This window comes from Sphingobium sp. BS19 (genome assembly GCF_027925545.1).
Lineage (GTDB): Bacteria > Pseudomonadota > Alphaproteobacteria > Sphingomonadales > Sphingomonadaceae > Sphingobium.
Window position 1 is genome coordinate 193,510 of sequence record NZ_BSEF01000005.1, and the last position, 16,748, is coordinate 210,257.

The 16,748-nt window shown below is 59.5% G+C and carries 13 protein-coding genes; 8 read left to right on the forward strand and 5 right to left on the reverse strand.

Annotation, left to right across the window (positions count from 1 at the left end):
• Positions 1-142: 142 nt before the first annotated feature.
• The 4 genes from QMG56_RS07105 (at position 143) to rsmA (ending at position 5,808) form a co-directional block, all read left to right on the forward strand.
• On the forward strand, positions 143-2,419 hold the full coding sequence (locus tag QMG56_RS07105) for an LPS-assembly protein LptD (RefSeq protein WP_281821881.1): 2,277 nt from the start codon (positions 143-145) through the stop codon (positions 2,417-2,419).
• Positions 2,420-2,618: 199 nt separating this feature from the next.
• A complete protein-coding gene (locus QMG56_RS07110; protein WP_375713650.1) occupies positions 2,619-3,926 on the forward strand; it encodes a peptidylprolyl isomerase in 1,308 nt (435 codons plus the stop codon).
• A complete protein-coding gene (pdxA, locus tag QMG56_RS07115) occupies positions 3,926-4,984 on the forward strand; it encodes a 4-hydroxythreonine-4-phosphate dehydrogenase PdxA (protein WP_230187164.1) in 1,059 nt (352 codons plus the stop codon). Before QMG56_RS07110 ends, pdxA begins: the two co-directional genes overlap by 1 nt.
• Entirely contained in the window at positions 4,984-5,808 is an 825-nt protein-coding gene (rsmA, locus tag QMG56_RS07120; protein ID WP_230187163.1) for a 16S rRNA (adenine(1518)-N(6)/adenine(1519)-N(6))-dimethyltransferase RsmA, read from the forward strand. Before pdxA ends, rsmA begins: the two co-directional genes overlap by 1 nt.
• Before the next feature lie 32 nt (positions 5,809-5,840).
• Here rsmA and QMG56_RS07125 read toward each other — a convergent pair whose 3' ends face one another.
• From QMG56_RS07125 to guaB, 3 genes are read right to left on the reverse strand one after another with little or no spacing between them, the layout of a single operon-like run.
• Entirely contained in the window at positions 5,841-6,359 is a 519-nt protein-coding gene (locus QMG56_RS07125) for a tetratricopeptide repeat protein (RefSeq protein ID WP_281821884.1), read from the reverse strand.
• 56 nt (positions 6,360-6,415) lie between these two features.
• Positions 6,416-7,597 carry an RsmB/NOP family class I SAM-dependent RNA methyltransferase gene (locus QMG56_RS07130; protein ID WP_281821885.1) on the reverse strand — a complete coding sequence of 394 codons (1,182 nt, stop codon included), beginning with the start codon at positions 7,595-7,597 and terminating at the stop codon, positions 6,416-6,418.
• Positions 7,598-9,055, reverse strand: a complete 1,458-nt coding sequence (gene guaB, locus QMG56_RS07135; RefSeq protein WP_230187160.1) for an IMP dehydrogenase — start codon at positions 9,053-9,055, stop codon at positions 7,598-7,600. It abuts the gene before it with no gap.
• Positions 9,056-9,410: 355 nt separating this feature from the next.
• Here guaB and QMG56_RS07140 point away from each other — a divergent pair, with 355 nt between their 5' ends.
• Positions 9,411-11,660 carry a TonB-dependent receptor gene (locus tag QMG56_RS07140; RefSeq protein ID WP_281821988.1) on the forward strand — a complete coding sequence of 750 codons (2,250 nt, stop codon included), beginning with the start codon at positions 9,411-9,413 and terminating at the stop codon, positions 11,658-11,660.
• A 52-nt stretch (positions 11,661-11,712) separates the two neighbouring features.
• Here QMG56_RS07140 and QMG56_RS07145 read toward each other — a convergent pair whose 3' ends face one another.
• Positions 11,713-12,765, reverse strand: a complete 1,053-nt coding sequence (locus tag QMG56_RS07145; RefSeq protein WP_281821886.1) for a sensor histidine kinase — start codon at positions 12,763-12,765, stop codon at positions 11,713-11,715.
• A gap of 202 nt (positions 12,766-12,967) precedes the next feature.
• On the opposite strand from QMG56_RS07145, the gene QMG56_RS07150 reads away from it, so the two are divergent.
• Positions 12,968-14,434 (forward strand): integral membrane-like protein, encoded by a 1,467-nt coding sequence (locus tag QMG56_RS07150; RefSeq protein ID WP_281821887.1) that lies wholly within the window; start codon positions 12,968-12,970, stop codon positions 14,432-14,434.
• Here QMG56_RS07150 and QMG56_RS07155 read toward each other — a convergent pair.
• Entirely contained in the window at positions 14,431-15,246 is an 816-nt protein-coding gene (locus tag QMG56_RS07155; protein ID WP_281821889.1) for a CoA ester lyase, read from the reverse strand. The two genes, QMG56_RS07150 and QMG56_RS07155, sit on opposite strands and share 4 nt — an antisense overlap.
• 84 nt (positions 15,247-15,330) lie before the next feature.
• Here QMG56_RS07155 and QMG56_RS07160 point away from each other — a divergent pair, with 84 nt between their 5' ends.
• Positions 15,331-16,308 carry an SPFH domain-containing protein gene (locus QMG56_RS07160; protein WP_281821891.1) on the forward strand — a complete coding sequence of 326 codons (978 nt, stop codon included), beginning with the start codon at positions 15,331-15,333 and terminating at the stop codon, positions 16,306-16,308.
• Complete coding sequence (locus QMG56_RS07165) at positions 16,305-16,748, forward strand: NfeD family protein (RefSeq protein ID WP_230187154.1); 444 nt, start codon at positions 16,305-16,307, stop codon at positions 16,746-16,748. The genes QMG56_RS07160 and QMG56_RS07165 overlap by 4 nt, the downstream gene beginning before the upstream one ends.

Here is a 16,748-nt window from a genome sequence, read left to right on the forward strand (position 1 = left end):
GTGAGATAGTGCGCGCCGGTCGCTGTGGCAAAGCGCTTCATGTAATTTTCCGTTTCTCGATAGTCGTCATGACGATTGCGGGCGGCGCGAAGCAATGCAATAGGCGTCAGTGCATCACACTGAAAGTGCGTCCGTACCCTTCATGAACAGCCGTAATCGCCTCTCCGGTCCGTCAGTAGCGACGCATAGTGTGACCTGGGCTCTGGCCCTTCCCACCTTATTCTTGGCTGTCGGCGCGGCGCCTGCGGCAGGGCAGATATTGAACGAGCCTCCCAAATCACTGACTGCCGCCGACACGCCGACGCCTGCAACGGATGAGGAAATCGCATTTTCGGCGGACAAGCTGGAATATGATTCCGACGCGGACATCGTTACCGCCAGCGGCAATGTGCAGATGGTGCGGCAAGGCAACCGCCTGCGCGCCGATGGCGTGACCTGGGAACGCAAAAGCGGCAAGGTCGTCGCCAATGGCAATGTGTCGATCACCGATCCCGAAGGCAACATCGCCTATGGCGACAAGGTCGATGTAACCGACACGCTTAAGGACGGCCTCGTCGAGAACATGCTGCTGGTGCTGGACAGCGGCGGGCGGCTTGCCGCAGCCAAAGCGTCACGGGTGAATGGCGTCTACACCCTAAACCGCGCAGCCTATACCGGTTGCTCCGTCGAAGACAGCGCGGGCTGCCCGAAAGAGCCGACGTGGCAGATCAAAGCGGTCAAGGTGGTCTATGATCCCGTCCGTCAGCGTGTTTCCTATACCAATGCAAAGATCGAACTGTTCGGCTTGCCGCTGATCCCGTTGCCCGGGCTTTCCCACCCAGTCGGCGAAGGCGGCGGCAATGGATTGCTTGTCCCGGACCTGCGCTACGATCGGGTCAACGGCTTGGAAGCCGCCATTCCCTATTATATTCGCATCGCGCCGAATCGCGACCTCACAATCACCCCGCGTGTGTTTTCCGAAGCGCTTCCAATGGTGGCAGCCAATTATCGCGCACTGCTGGACAATGGCGCGTATCAGATCACCGGATATGCCACCTATGGCTCGCGCCTGCCAGCGTCGAACACAGATCCTACGGTAAATTCCCAAAAGGGTTTCCGTGGCTATCTGGACGCCAGCGGTCGGCTGCAACTGGACCCCGAATGGAGCGTCAGCGGATCGATCCGTACTGCTACCGACCGTACCTTCCTGCGGCGCTACGACATCAGCCGCGACGATCGTCTACGTTCGACCCTTCAGGCCGAGCGCATTGATGCGAACAGCTATTTCTCGCTGTCAGGCTGGGCGACACAAACGCTGCGCGCCAACGACGATCAGGGCCAGGTTCCGGTCGCCTTGCCGATTGTCGACTATCGCCTGCGTCTGACCGACCCGGTTCTGGGTGGGCGTATTCAACTGCAGGCCAATTCCCTCGCAATAACACGGACCGAGGGGCAGGATACACAACGCGCATTCGTCGGGGCAGAGTGGAGTTTGCGCAAGCTCAGCGGGCTGGGTCAGGAAGTGACTTTCACCGGTTATTTGCGTGGCGACGTCTATCACAGCGATCAAAATAATCTTACCGAGACGGTCAGCTATCGCGGCAATAGTGGCTGGGAAACGCGCGGCATAGCTGCGGCAGCCGTCGACATCCGCTGGCCCTTCATCGGCGCGGCGTTTGGCGGCACGCAGCGCATTACACCTCGCGTTCAAATCGTGGCCGCGCCACGTCTCGCCAATCTGTCTGTCCCGAACGAGGATGCACGCGCCGTCGATCTGGAGGACAGCAATCTTTTCTCGCTCAATCGTTTCCCCGGATACGATCGGTTCGAGGATTCCACGCGAATCACTTACGGCTTCGAATATCAGCTCGACAGGAAGAACCTCTCGATCAGCACTGTGATAGGCCAGAGCTACCGCCTGGATCGTCGGCCTAATCTCTTCCCCGATGGCACCGGCCTATCGGAGCGCGTCTCGGACGTAGTCGGCCGCACGACGGTAAAGTTCACCGATTTCGTTCGCTTCGTTCATCGCTATCGACTGGATAAGGACAGTCTGGGCATTCGCCGAAACGAACTGGACGCCACAGTCGGCACGGACAAGACCTATGCGACCGTCGGATACCTCCGCCTTAACCGCAATGCGTCCGCCGCGCTTGAAGATTTGCAGGATCGCGAGGAAGTCCGTTTAGGTGGCAGGGTACAGGTGACTCGCTTCTGGTCGCTATTCGGATCGACTGTGATCGATCTGACGGATGCGCGGGAGGATCCCATTTCGATTTCGGATGGGTATCAGCCGCTGCGGCATAGGGTCGGCGTTTCTTATGCCGACGACTGTCTAGAGTTCGGCCTGACCTGGCGCCGCGACTATCGCACGACCGGCGACGCGAAGCAGGGCAACACTTTCCTCCTGCGGCTGGCTTTTCGCAATCTTGGGATATAAAGGGTTGAGGTGAATTTTGCGCGATGGGCATATCCTGTCCGTCAGCGATTTCGCTCAGGCCGGGTTAAGACGTAGATTGTCATAAGGTGCATCCCGGCATCTGCGGGTACGAGTTGGAGAGTATATTTCGCCGATGATAGGTTCTATTTCTGCCGCGCGTCGGCCCCGATTTGCCGCTCTACGGGCTTCCTTGCTAGCGATGGCCATGCTGTCCGTGGGGGCGTCTTCATTGGCACAGACGGTTCCCGATGAAGGTAGCGCGCCTTCCTCCGCCCTCGACCTACCGAAGAACATGACGATTTTCGGCAAGGGTGACCCGAACGTGCGTAAGGCGACTGCAATCGTCAACGGTTCGATTATCACAGGAACCGATATCGATCAGCGCCTCGCGCTTATAATCACCGCTAACGGCGGAAAGGTTGCGGACGAGGAAAAAGAACGCCTTCGCGTGCAGGTTCTGCGCAACCTTATCGACGAAACACTGCAGATCCAGGAAGCCGCTGCCAACAGCATCAAGGTCGATCCGGCTGAAGTCGAACAAAGCTACGAGCGCGTGGCTGCCAATTTCCGCAAAAGCCCGAAGGACTTCGAAGCCTATCTGCGTCAACAGGGCAGTTCTTCCGCGAGCATCAAGCGCCAGATTGAAGGCGAATTGGCCTGGAACCGCCTGCTGCGACGCAATGTGCAGCCGTTCGTCAACGTTGGCGAGGACGAAGTGAAATCCGTCGTTGACCGGCTAAATGCGGCGAAGGGTACGGACGAATTCCGGATCGGCGAAATCTACCTGTCTGCCACGCCAGAAAATGCCGCGCAGATCTCAGCCAACGCACGCAACATCATCGATCAGATTCGTAAGGGCGGCTCCTTCGCTGCCTATGCGCGCCAGTTTTCCGAAGCCTCCACGGCGGCGGTAGGCGGCGATCTGGGTTGGGTCCGCCCTGCGCAGTTGCCCGACGAACTTGCCACGGCTGCAACCGAGATGGAAGTGGGGCAAATCGCCGGACCTATCTCCGTGCCGGGCGGCGTATCGCTGTTGTACGTCATGGACAAGCGCAAGGTTCTGACCGCCGATCCAAGAGATGCGCTATTGAGCCTCAAGCAGCTCTCAATCGCATTTCCGAAGGGAACGACGAAGGAGCAGGCCACGGATCGTGCAGCCAGCTTTGCGTCTCAGACCAAGGCAATTCAGGGTTGCGGTGCGGCCAATGACGTTGGCGCAAAACTGGGCGCCGATGTCGTGGACAACGACAATGTCAAAATCCGCGATTTGCCTGGGCCGCTGCAGGAAATGCTGCTGGGCTTGCAGATCGGCCAGTCCACGCCGCCCTTCGGTTCGGTAGAAGACGGCGTGCGCGTTCTCGTGCTGTGCGGTCGCGACGACGCAGCCGCTGCTGGTGCTCCTTCTTCTGAACAAATTCAGGCTCAGATGGAGGAAGAGCGCGTGAATAAGCGCGCGCGTATCTATCTGCGCGATCTTCGCCGCGATGCGGTGATCGACTATAACTGATGAGTGAGGGCGAGGCACTGTCCGACCTTTCGTCCTCACCGATTGCCCCCTTTGCCATTTCGCTGGGCGACCCGGCGGGCATTGGGGCGGAAATAGTCGCTAAGGCATGGGGCATGCGCGAAGCGCGGAACTTGTCGTGCTTCTTCGCCGTCGGCGATCCTGCAGCAATAAAAGCCGTATGGGGCGGCCCGATGCGCGAAATCGAGGGGCCAGAGGAAGCGCATGCGGCCTTCCCCAACGCGCTGCCGTGTTTGCGCGTAGCCAACGCAGGTTCCATCGTGCCGGGCGAAGCCAGCTCCGATGGCGCCCGTGCTGCTCTACAGGCGCTCGAATGTGCTGTCGGCCTTGCCCGTTCCGGGTCTGCGGCAGGGATAATCACGGCGCCCGTCGGCAAGACGCAACTTTATGGTGTCGGCTTTTCGCATCCCGGCCAGACAGAATTCATCGCCGAACGCTGTGGCGTATCCCATGACAATGCGGTGATGATGCTCGCAGGACCATCGTTGCGGGTGGTGCCGATAACCATTCACCTGGCATTAGCCGATGTACCGCGCGCACTGACAATCGATCTGATCCGTGCGCGCACCATCGCCACCGCGAAGGGTTTGCAGCGCAATTTCGGCATAGCCAAGCCCCGCCTCGTAATGACCGGCCTCAACCCACATGCCGGAGAAAACGGCGCATTGGGGCGGGAAGAGATCGATGTGATCGCCCCGGCCATCGCCTCGCTGCGGGCGGATGGGATCGATGTGACCGGCCCCCATGCTGCCGATGCCCTGTTTCACAGCCGCGCGCGCAAGACCTACGACGTGTGCATGTGCATGTATCACGATCAGGCACTTATCCCGGTCAAGACGCTGCATTTCGACGAAGGCGTAAACATGACGCTGGGCCTGCCGATCATCCGGACATCGCCCGATCATGGCACGGCATTCGGTATTGCCGGAACCAACAGCGCCAATCCCGGCGCGATGATCGCCGCGATCCGCATGGCGGGGGAAGCGGCAAACCATCGTCGCGCCGCAGATTCCGCCGCTCTTGCCTCTGCTGAGGCCTGATGTCCCTGCCGAAGCTACCGCCTCTGCGGGAAGTCATTGCCGCGCACGGGCTTCAGGCAAGCAAAGCGCTCGGGCAGAACTTTCTGCTCGACGAGCAATTGCTCGACCGCATAGCTGCTATTCCTGGACCGCTGCAGAACGCGACGGCCTATGAAGTCGGCCCCGGCCCCGGCGGCCTAACCCGCGCCTTGTTACGCACGGGCGCGCGCGTGGTCGCGGTCGAGCGCGACCGCAGATGCCTGCCGGCCCTGGCCGAACTGGACGCCGCTTTTCCCGATCGGCTTACCGTAATCGAAGGCGATGCCATGGCCGTGGACGCGCGTAGCGTGGCGGGCGAAGGCGCGCACATCGTGGCCAATCTTCCTTATAATGTCGGCACGGCTTTGCTTGTCGGTTGGCTATCGGCGGACTGGCAACCGTGGTGGGCATCGCTGACGCTCATGTTTCAGCATGAGGTTGCCGAGCGGATCGTGGCGCAGCCCAACAGCGATCATTACGGTCGCCTTGCAGTTCTGAGCCAATGGCGGTCTACGCCGCGCATCGCGATGAAAGTGCACCGCAGTGCCTTCACTCCTCCGCCCAAGGTGATGTCCGCGGTCGTTCACATCGAACCTGCCCCGCAGCCGGAGGGAGTCGATTTCAAACATCTGGAGCGCCTGACCGCTGCGGCGTTCGGTCAGCGTCGCAAGATGTTGCGGCAAAGCCTGAAAGGACTTCCGGGCGGTCTTGCCGCGCTGGAATCCGCAGGGATCGACTCGCAACGTCGGGCCGAGACATTGACGATTGCAGAATTTGTAACGGTTGCGCGCATTTTAAGCCAGTAAGCGAACGCACGCTCACTGCCCCAGGCAGGATTTTAGGGTTGCTTGGTTGGAACGACCGTCGGTGTCGGCACAACATCCTTGGCCGTCAGCACCGTCGGCGGCACACCTTTGTCGATGGTAGCCGCAAGCTGCGTTGCCGCTGCGCAGCCATCTTTACAGAGGTTTTTCACCTGCGCCAGATTTTCGCGCGCCTTGGCTATGGCACCCTTTTCCACCATCGCCTGCCCCTGCCCCGCAAGGGCATGAACATCGGTCGGATCGAGCAGCAATGCCTCGCGATAATAGCGAATCGCCTTCCCCTGCAGGCCTTGCGCACGCGCGACCTTCCCCAGCCCTAAATAGGCACCACGGTTACGGGGATCGATAGCGAGTGCCGTTTCCATTGCATCGGTAGCACCGGAAAGATCGCCTGCCTGCTGCGCGGCTTCCCCTTTTTTCAGCCATTCAAGCGACAAGGGGTCGATCTGCGCATCCGGCCGCTGGCTGATCCCGACACTCGACACAGTGGCGAGCAGGACAGCAAGGGCAACAGTGGCAGGGGTGAAACGCATGATAGTCTCCAGCATCGATTCCGCCGGATTTTCACCGTTTCGCGCGTGTTTGTCCATTAAGACTTTTCCAGCACCGCCAGGAAAAAACCATCCGTGCCATCATGATGCGGCGTTAGCAACTGCCCCATGCCCCAGACCCGCCCGACCGCGCCGCCAACCGGCACGGCCGTCCATCCGGGATGACGTTTCAAAAAGGCATCCACCTGATTGCGGCCTTCGCGATCGGTAAGAGCGCACACAGCGTACACGAGACGACCGCCGTCGCGCACCAGCGGCGCAGCGATATCGAGAATGCGGGCCTGCTCCACCGTCAGCCGCGTCAGCCGGTCGGGCGTCAGGCGCCAGCGCGCTTCGGGATTGCGCCGCCATGTGCCTGTGCCGGAACATGGCGCATCCACGAGCACGATGTCCGCCTTGCCCTCATAGCTGCCCAGCGCGGCGCCTTCACGTCCCTGATCGAGCAGCAGGGTTTCGATGAAGCCCGCCCCCGCCCGTTCGGCGCGCGGTGTCAGGCGCTGAAGCCGCGACCGCACCGTATCGGCCGCTATCAGTGCGCCCTGCCCCTCCATCGCGGCCGCAAGGGCCAAGGTCTTGCCCCCCGCACCCGCGCATAGATCGATGACAGTCATGCCCGGCTGCGCACCGCAGGTCGCGGCAATGATCTGGCTACCGGCGTCCTGTACTTCGACCAGACCCTGATCCCATGCATCGCTTTTTTCGAGCGGATAGCCTTCCGGCAGACGCAGTGCGTCGGGCAGCGAATCGATGACAGCCGCATCGGACAGCATCCCCGCCACCTCGTCGCGCGTCGCCTTCAGCCTGTTCACGCGCACATCGAGCGGAGCGCGCGCCAACAGCGCCGTGCGCTCCCGCGCATCGATAAGGTCCGACAACAGCGGCGCGATCCAACGTGGGACGAGGCGACCGTTCGTCGGCTTTTCGCCTTCGACAATGGCGGCAGGGCCGTGAGGCGATCCGTCGAAATGCGCGGCTAGATCGGGTTGATCCTGCAAGAGACCCAGCATCGCTGCACGCCCGCTTTCGGGGCGCTCGCCCGCACGACGAATGGCATCGTACACCAGATCGCGGACAGCGCGCCGGTCCTTCGACCCAGCATAGCGCCGCGTCTTGAAATATCGGGCTATCAGCGTGTCGGCGGCGGGACCGCCATCGCGAGCGGACAGCACCACTTCGTCGAGCAGGTCGATTGCGGCCTGCACCCGCGCTGCGGGAATCATTTACCGCGTCGGATAATTGGGGGCTTCGCGTGTGATGGTAACGTCATGAACATGGCTTTCGGAAAGGCCCGCATTGGTAATCTGCACGAAGCGGGCGCGCTCGCGAAGATCGGGAAGAGTCCGGCTGCCGGTATAGCCCATCGCTGCCTTTACCCCGCCGACAAGCTGGTGAATGACATCCTTGGCCGGTCCCTTGAACGGCACCTGACCTTCGATACCTTCGGGCACCAGCTTCATCTGGTCCTTGATATCCTGCTGAAAATAGCGGTCGGCGCTGCCACGCGCCATCGCGCCGACGCTGCCCATCCCGCGATAGCTCTTGTACGCACGGCCCTGATACAGGAATGTCTCGCCAGGCGCTTCCTCGGTCCCGGCCAGCAGTGAACCGACCATGACGCAGCTTGCTCCCGCCGCCAGCGCCTTGGCCAAGTCGCCGCTGGTACGCAGACCGCCGTCGGCGATGACCGGAATACCCGATTTGAACGCCTCTTCAGCAGAGTCCATGACCGCGGTGAGCTGGGGTACGCCCACGCCGGCAACGACACGCGTCGTACAAATCGACCCCGGCCCGATACCCACCTTCACGCAATCCGCGCCCGCATCGATCAGTGCGCGCGTCGCTTCGGCCGTAGCTACGTTGCCCGCCACGACCTGCACCGAATTGGAAAGGCGCTTGATGCGCTCGACAGCAGCGGACACTTGCTTGCTATGGCCATGCGCCGTGTCCAGCACGATCAGATCGCATTCCGCGTCGATCAATGCTTCGGTGCGTTCAAAGCCCGTATCCCCCACAGTGGTTGCGGCGGCAACACGCAGTCGACCCGTGCCATCCTTGGTTGCCTGCGGATAATTGACGGCCTTTTCCATATCCTTGACGGTAATCAGGCCCACACAGTGATAGGCCTCATCCACCACCAGCAGCTTTTCGATACGGCGCTGATGTAACAGCCGCCGCGCATCGTCCTGCGTGACGCCAGCAGGCACTACCGCCAGATTATCCTTGGTCATCAGTTCGCTGACCGGCTGCTTGGGATTTTCCGCAAAGCGCGTGTCGCGATGGGTCAGGATACCGACCAGCTTGCCGGACGCTTCCACCACGGGAATCCCGGAAATCCGGTGGCGTGTCATCAGCATCTGCGCATCGGCCAGGGTCGCATCGGGCGTGATCGTGATCGGATTGACGACCATTCCGCTTTCGAAGCGCTTCACCGCGCGCACTGCCGACGCCTGCTGCTCCACCGTCAGGTTGCGATGGAGAACGCCGATGCCGCCGAGTTGCGCCATGACAATCGCCATATCGGCTTCGGTGACGGTATCCATAGCGGACGACAGCACCGGAATGTTCAGCTTGATGCTCTTGGTGATGTGCGTGCTGGTATCGACCTGGCTCGGCATGACGTCCGATTCCCCTGGCTGCAGGAGAACGTCGTCGAATGTCAGACCAAGGCGAATGTCCATGGGTTAAGCCACTTTCTGTGCGGGCGCTCGGCAGACAGGGCCGTACGCAGGGGGATCATGTGGCGGTCCATGTAACCATTATGGCTCCTGTGGGCTAGTGCACCGCGACATTTTGTTGGAGCAGGCGCAATCGTCGCTCTGTTGCGCCGCAGCAACACCTGACAAACTCCGCAACATAGTGTCACGAATCAGACATAATGGAAGGTTAGCGCCGCGCCATCAGGGGAGTCAGTCAACGACGAGCAAGAGTGCCGTCGTTACCAGCCAACCATCTTCCATAGGGGAATATCTCGTGTCGCACTCCAAATCTGGCCGGTCGGCCTTGCTGCTTACCGCAGCGTTCAGCGCACTTTCCATGGGCACAGTCGCGCGCGCGCAGGATGCCACGGCGCCCGCTGCTGACGAGTCGCAGCTTGGCGACATCGTCGTCACTGCAGAGCGTCGCTCCGAAAATCTGCAAAAGGTGCCGTTGTCTGTCGGCGTGGTCGCCGGCGACAAGCTGCGCGACTTCCAGAGCGGCGGTGACGATATCCTCGCCTTGTCTGGCCGCGTACCTGGCCTGTATGCCGAAACGACCACGGGGCGCATTTTCCCACGCTTTTACATTCGCGGCCTTGGCAATATAGACTTTTACCTCGGCGCGTCGCAGCCCGTTTCGATCATTCAGGACGACGTCGTGCTGGAGCATGTCGTGCTCAAATCGAACCCCGTGTTCGACATGAGCCAGGTCGAAGTGCTGCGCGGTCCGCAAGGATCGCTCTTCGGTCGCAATACGACCGCAGGCATCATCAAGTTCGACAGCATCAAGCCGAACCTGACGACATATGAAGGCCGCGCATCGGCCAGCTATGGTAGCTACAATACGGTAACCTTCGACGGTGGCGTTGGCGGCCCGCTTATCCAGGACAAGCTCGCTTTCCGCGTTTCCGCACTGTACCAGCATCGCGACGACTGGGTCGACAACGTCTATGTCGGGCCGAGCGCCGATGGCACCGTGTCACCGAAAAAGGACGCTATGGGCGGCTATAACGAACGCGATGTCCGCGTTCAGTTGCTCGCCACGCCGAACGAACAGACATCGATCCTCCTGTCCGGCCATGCGCGCAGCTATGACGGCACGTCCACTATCTTCCACCGTGCTGCTATCAAAAAGGGTTCGAATGATGTGTCGAACGAACCGCGCACCGTCATCGCGCTGGACGAGGGACGTAACAATCCGCAGGCCTACGACACTTATGGCAGCTCGCTGAAGGCTACCTATGATTTTGGCCCGGTCACGCTGACGTCTATCACAGCCTACGAAACCACATCGGGATACAGTCGCGGCGACACCGATGGTGGCGCAGCTGCCAATTTCCCGGTCAAGGGCGTCGCCAACGGCTTTGGCCAGAGCCAGGGCCAGATCCGCGATCTGGACCAGTGGACACAGGAAGTGCGCTTGTCCAGCAACGGAGATTCAGGCCTGAAATATCAGTTCGGCGGCATGTATTTCGATTCGCGTGACACGACCGATTTTTATCAACGCGCCTATTTTCTGACGACAGCAGCAGGAAACCCCAACAACTGGGTGCGACTGCACAACATCAATACGTCCTGGGCGTTGTTCGGCCAGTTGAGCTACGAAATCCTCCCCAACTTGACGCTGACCGGCGGTGGCCGCATCACTCGCGACACCAAGAGCACACGTTTGCTTAAGACAGCAGACTCAGCGGCTGGTGTCAGCAGCTACCGGGGTCGCCGCTATGTCCGCCTGTCCGACAGCAAGCCAAGCTGGGATGCAAGCGCGCTATATGAAGTCAGCCCCGACTTTAGCCTGTATGCCCGTGTCGCGAAGGGTTTCCGCGGTCCCACCATTCAGGGTCGTTCGGCAGTATTCAATTCCGACTTCACAACGGCCGATTCTGAAACGATCCTGTCTTGGGAAGCCGGTTTCAAGAGCCAGATCAGCAATACCCTGCGCTTCAATGCCAGCGCCTTCACCTATACGGTCAAGGACATCCAGTTGAACGGCAACGACAGCAACGGCAACGGTGTGCTCTTCAACGCAGACAAGGCGAAAGCCTATGGTATGGAAGCAGAACTGGACTGGGCACCCATCGAGAACCTTTCGATCTCCGCTGGGCTCAGCCTGTTGCATAGCGAAATCAAAGACAAGCGCGTGTACGCGCAGGTCTGTGCATTAAATGGTGTGGTGGTGTGCACCGTCGGCAACCCCACGATTACCGTTCCCGTATTTGGCCAGCCTGCCGTTTTCGCGCAGATCGACGGGGAGCCTCTTCCAAACGCGCCAGAATACAATCTTAATCTTACGGCACGGTATGACATCCCCCTGGGTAACGGCGGCAAGGTTTTTGCGGCTACCGATTGGAACATGCAGGGTAAGACCAGCTTTGTTCTATACGATACCAAGGAATTTACGTCGAAGAACAGCTTCGAAGGCGGCTTGAAGATCGGCTATGCCGCTCCCGACAACGCTTATGAATTCGCGGTATTTGCCCGGAACATAACCAATGAAAAGAACCTGAAGGGCGTCATCGAAAACTACATGGCCGCCGTTTTCAACGATCCCCGTGTCATCGGCGTATCGCTCAGCGGCAAGTTCTGATCATCGCTGCGACAGGTCGCGCCCGTCCTTCCCAAAGGGTGCGACCTGTCTTTCAGACTGCTTTTGCACGTCCTGCAATGTCGCCACCCAAATGGATGACCTTTACCGCCGTGCCGGGGGAAGAATCGGAAACACTGATCGTCGCGCCCAGTTGCTTGGCCAAAGCCTGCACGATGGTCGTGCCTAGCCCTGCCTTAGGCGAGTCAGTCTCGCGCGACATCCCAACTCCGTCGTCCGTTACGGACAGCGTCCATCCTGCGCCTTTGGGACTATAATCGACCGATATCTGCCCCTTCCTGTCGTCGGGAAACGCATGTTTCAGCGCGTTGATCACCAGTTCGGTCACGATCAGGCCCAGACTCACGGACATATTGCTACTACTCGTCACATCGTCGCAACGGACCTTGAGCGTGATGCTTTCAGGATCATGGATCATCGAAGCGCCTATACTCCTGCACAGGTCAGTCAGGTAGGGACGCAAAGAAACGTTCGCCGAAGGCGCGATGGCAAGATGGCGTTGCAATGCCGCAATCGACATCACACGATTGCGCGCATCGGAAAGGTGCATCCGGCTCTCTTCGGAATTGACCCGACGAGCGCTTTGCATGAGTACGCTGGCGATAATCTGAAGGCTGTTGGCGACCCGATGCTGAATTTCCTGCAGCAGCACGCCCTTTTCGGCGATCAGGGCATCTTTGGCACGCTCGGCATTTTCAGCATCGGTCACATCGATGATCGTTACTATCAGTCGCACATCCCCGCCGCCCCGATAATCCAACTTGCGCGCCTGGATGACCAGCGACCGGACGTCCTGACCGTTCCGCTTAAGGTCCATATGGTAACCGTCGACATTGGCTGAACCCGACGCTGTGGCGTGCAGCAAAGCCCCCAATTGCGGAACCGCCCATTCTCCCGCTCCAATCTGACTCAGTCGTTGGCCGACCGCCTGGTCATGATCGATGGCGAAATCGTCGCAAAACGAAGCGCTGACAGCCAGTATGCGCAGTTCGACATCCAGCAACAGCAAAGGAGCGCTGGACGAGGCAACAATTGCAAAACTGAGGCTCTGGGCATCCTCCGAAGACGCGCGAATTTTATCGGGCATGCAAAGCTCCCTGTGCCGGAGGCTCGCAATGCGAAAGCCCTTCATCGGTCGGAGCACTGCAGTTTAGATAGTGGAAAGCGCAGTATCAGTGCCTGCAGCCTTCATAGCACGTCCCGACTCAATCAAAGACTTGTTTGTGCGCCCGATCGAACGCAGGCACTAAGGTAAACATCATTTTAAGGAACGCTTGCTAGGAGACTGCATGCGTTCGTTATTCTGGCTCATCCTCGTCACCGCAATCGTGATGGCTCCGAATCTTATTTTCGGCCAAGGCTACACGCATTCAGGGACGTACAACTATATTTGGACCAGCCAGTTCTCGGAAGCAATTCGTGCCGGCACTCTGTACCCTCGCTGGCTGCCACACAGCTTCGAGGGGTTGGGAAGTCCCACCTTTTACTTCTATCCGCCCCTTGCCTATTGGCTGAGCGGCGGGATCGGGGCCATCGGCTTTACGACATTGCAGGCCATTACCGCCGCAGAGTTCATCGTCCTATTGGCATCTGGCGTGACGATGCACCTTTGGCTCAAAGGTCGCAGCGCTTACCCGCTACTAGGAGCGATATGCTACATCGTCGCGCCCTACCATCTGCTCGATCTGGGCGTCCGGGGCGCCTTGGCCGAGCTTACGGCGTTTTTGTGGTTCCCACTGATCGCATTGGCGATAGAGCGGTTACCGACGCGCAATGGCATCTTCCTTCTGACCGGGAGCTTTGCGGGATTGCTCCTCACCCATTTGCCGATGGCCGTGCTGACGGGCATCTTCATGATAGCGCCGCTGGTTTTTTGGCGCGCGAAAGAAGACAAATCCCTTTGGATTCCTGCCGCGATTTCTGGAGCGTTAGCCATAGGGTTGGTGGCATTCTACCTGCTACCCGCGTTGACGTTGCAGGGTCATATTACGACAAAGCTGCTATGGTCTCCTTATTATCAACCTGCCAACTGGATCATCTTTGACCGGCCTGACCCCACGCTTGGCAATGTCCAGCTCATTGGCTTGGGTATGTTGCTTATATCCTTGTCGACCCGCTCGATATGGACCGGAATTGCTGTTGTAACCGGGATCGCTGCGATCGGATTGCTGCCGCCCCTTTGGCTCATTCCGCCACTGGACAAGGTGCAATTTCCGTGGCGATTGCTAGGCGTTACGGAATTCGTCGCAATCACCGCTGTATTCACGGCGGGTAAACCGCTCCGTCTTCTTTTCGTCCTGCCGGGACTTGGCTGTCTGATAATACCTTATGTCCTGCTGATGAAGCAGGTGCACAAGCACTATGAAGTGCCGCAGCATTACGAGGCTCTGACACCCCGGCTACCCGATGCGATCGAATATTTGCCTAATGGCTTTCCGTATCAGGGCACCATCGACAACAAGCGTGCCCCTGACCTGACAGCGTACAAATCGCTTTCGAGAGCGTCGGTTATCGAAGTACCAAAAGCCGGCGCGGTTACGCTGGGCCGTGCAGCTTTTCCGATCTGGCGCGTAGAGCGCGACGGGAAGGTCGTGCCGTCGACAGGTCCGCTCATTCGCTTTCAGGCAACGCCCGGAACCTATCGCATTGTCCGCGTCAGGATCTGGCAGGAGATCGCTGGCGCCATCGTGAGCCTGATCACATTACTGGCTGCATTGCTCTTTTGGTACGTGCGCAGACCTAGGAATACCGCTTAAGCCCTCAAGGCCTCGGCGCGAGCGATAAGTGCGCGCGCGGCATCGACGTGCATCGCTTCGATCATTGCGCCTTCAAAGCGCTCGGCACCCCCGGTCGCAGCATCGATGAGGCGATGCGCATCGGCAATCGCGACCGCGTCCGGGCCATAAATGCCGTTGGCGATTTCCACCTGGCCGGGATGGATCAGCGTCTTGCCGTCAAACCCGAAATTGCGACCTTCGCGGCATTCCGCCGCCAGACCATCGGAATCGTCCAGCCGGTTATAGACGCCATCGAACACGGCTTTGCCCGACGCGCGCGCGGCCAGAACCACCGTCTGCAAAGCCAGCGATAATCCCTGCCGGTCCGTGCCGCTCGGGATACCCAAATCCTTACGCAGATCATTGACCCCGATGAACAAGGCCGCGGTACCGGATTGCGCCGCTATGTCCCGCGCCGCCAGCAAGCCCAGCGCGCTTTCGATCATCGCGATGACTGGCTTTTCGCACACGCTTCGCACGTCATGCACCTGCGAGGCCTTTTCGACTTTCGGCACCACGACATAGTCCGCCGCGCTGGCTTTCACGGCCATCATATCTACCCCATGCCACGGTGTTCCCACCATGTTGATGCGAATTCCCATTAGCTTGTCGGGGTATCCCATCTGCGTGGCCGCCACTGCAGCATCCCGCGCGGCATCTTTTTGCGCATCCGGAACAGCGTCCTCCAGGTCGAGGATCACCATATCGCACATCAACCCACGCGCCTTTTCCACTGCGCGCGCATTGGACGCAGGCAGGAACAGCAAGGATCGCGCGAAAGACAGTTGCATCGAATTTTCCCTCAAATGACTTTCCCCATTAACCCTTTGCCTGCATAGTCACCACTATCGGTATTGCCGGGAGGGATCCATTCCATGCTTACGACATTCGCACTTGCGGCGGCATTGCTCGTCTTCATCTATCTCGCGGCCAGTATCAAGATCGTTCGGCAGGGGTATCAATACACCATCGAACGCTTTGGACGATTTACCGAAGTGGCACGGCCCGGCCTGAACTTCTATCCTGCCTTCTTTTACAATGTCGGTCGCAAGATCAACATGATGGAACAGGTGGTCGATATTCCCGGCCAGGAAATCATCACCAAGGACAACGCCATGGTGTCGGTGGACGGCGTGGTGTTTTTTCAGGTGCTGGACGCGGCTAAGGCGGCATATGAAGTTTCCGAACTCTATGTCGCGATCATGCAATTGGCGACGACCAACCTGCGCACCGTCATGGGTTCGATGGATCTCGATGAAACGCTGTCGAAGCGTGACGAAATAAATGCCCGGCTGCTTTCGGTCGTCGATCATGCGACGGGAAGCTGGGGCGTGAAGATCACGCGCGTCGAATTGAAGGACATTCGTCCGCCTGCCGATATCGTCAACGCGATGGGCCGGCAGATGAAAGCCGAGCGTGAGAAGCGCGCCAACATTCTGGACGCAGAAGGGATGCGGGCTTCCGAAATCTTGCGCGCAGAGGGCGAGAAGCAAGGCCAGATCTTGCAAGCGGAAGGGCGGCGAGAAGCCGCGTTTCGCGATGCTGAGGCGCGCGAACGCGAAGCCGAGGCGGAAGCCAAAGCGACACAGATGGTCTCCGACGCAATTTCGGCGGGCAATCCGCAGGCCCTCAATTACTTCATCGCCCAGAAATATGTCGAGGCTATCAGCGGTTTCGCGACATCGCCAAATGCCAAAACGATCCTGTTCCCGGTCGAAGCGACGCAGCTTATCGGCACTTTGGGCGGGATCGGTGAACTGGCGCGCGAGACATTCGGCAGCACCGCCCCCACCGTCACCGATCCCACACCGACACCCCGCCGCCGCGGACCATTCGAACAGAGCGGATCATGATCGATCTGACAGCGCTTGATTCCTATTGGATCTGGCTGATCCTTGCAGCCGTGTTCGGCATCGGGGAAATCATCATTCCCGGTGTGTTCCTGCTCTGGATTGCGATCGCCGCCGCGCTGACCGGCGGGATCGCGATGCTGACAGGTATCAGCTTGCCGGTGCAGATCATTCTGTTCGCGATCCTTTCGATCATCGCCACTTATGGCGGTCGGCGCTGGTATGCCAATAATCCCGTCGCGTCGCAGGACCCCCTTCTCAACGATCGCGCCGCACGCCTGATCGGTGAAACAGTCACCGTCGTTGAAGCAATCCGGGGCGGGCATGGCCGCGTGAAGGTAGGCGACGGCGTATGGTCCTGCCGCGGCGCTGACACCGCAGAAGGCACGCTGATGCGCGTCGCCGGTGTGTCCGGCAACGAGCTGATCGTCGAAGCGCTTTAA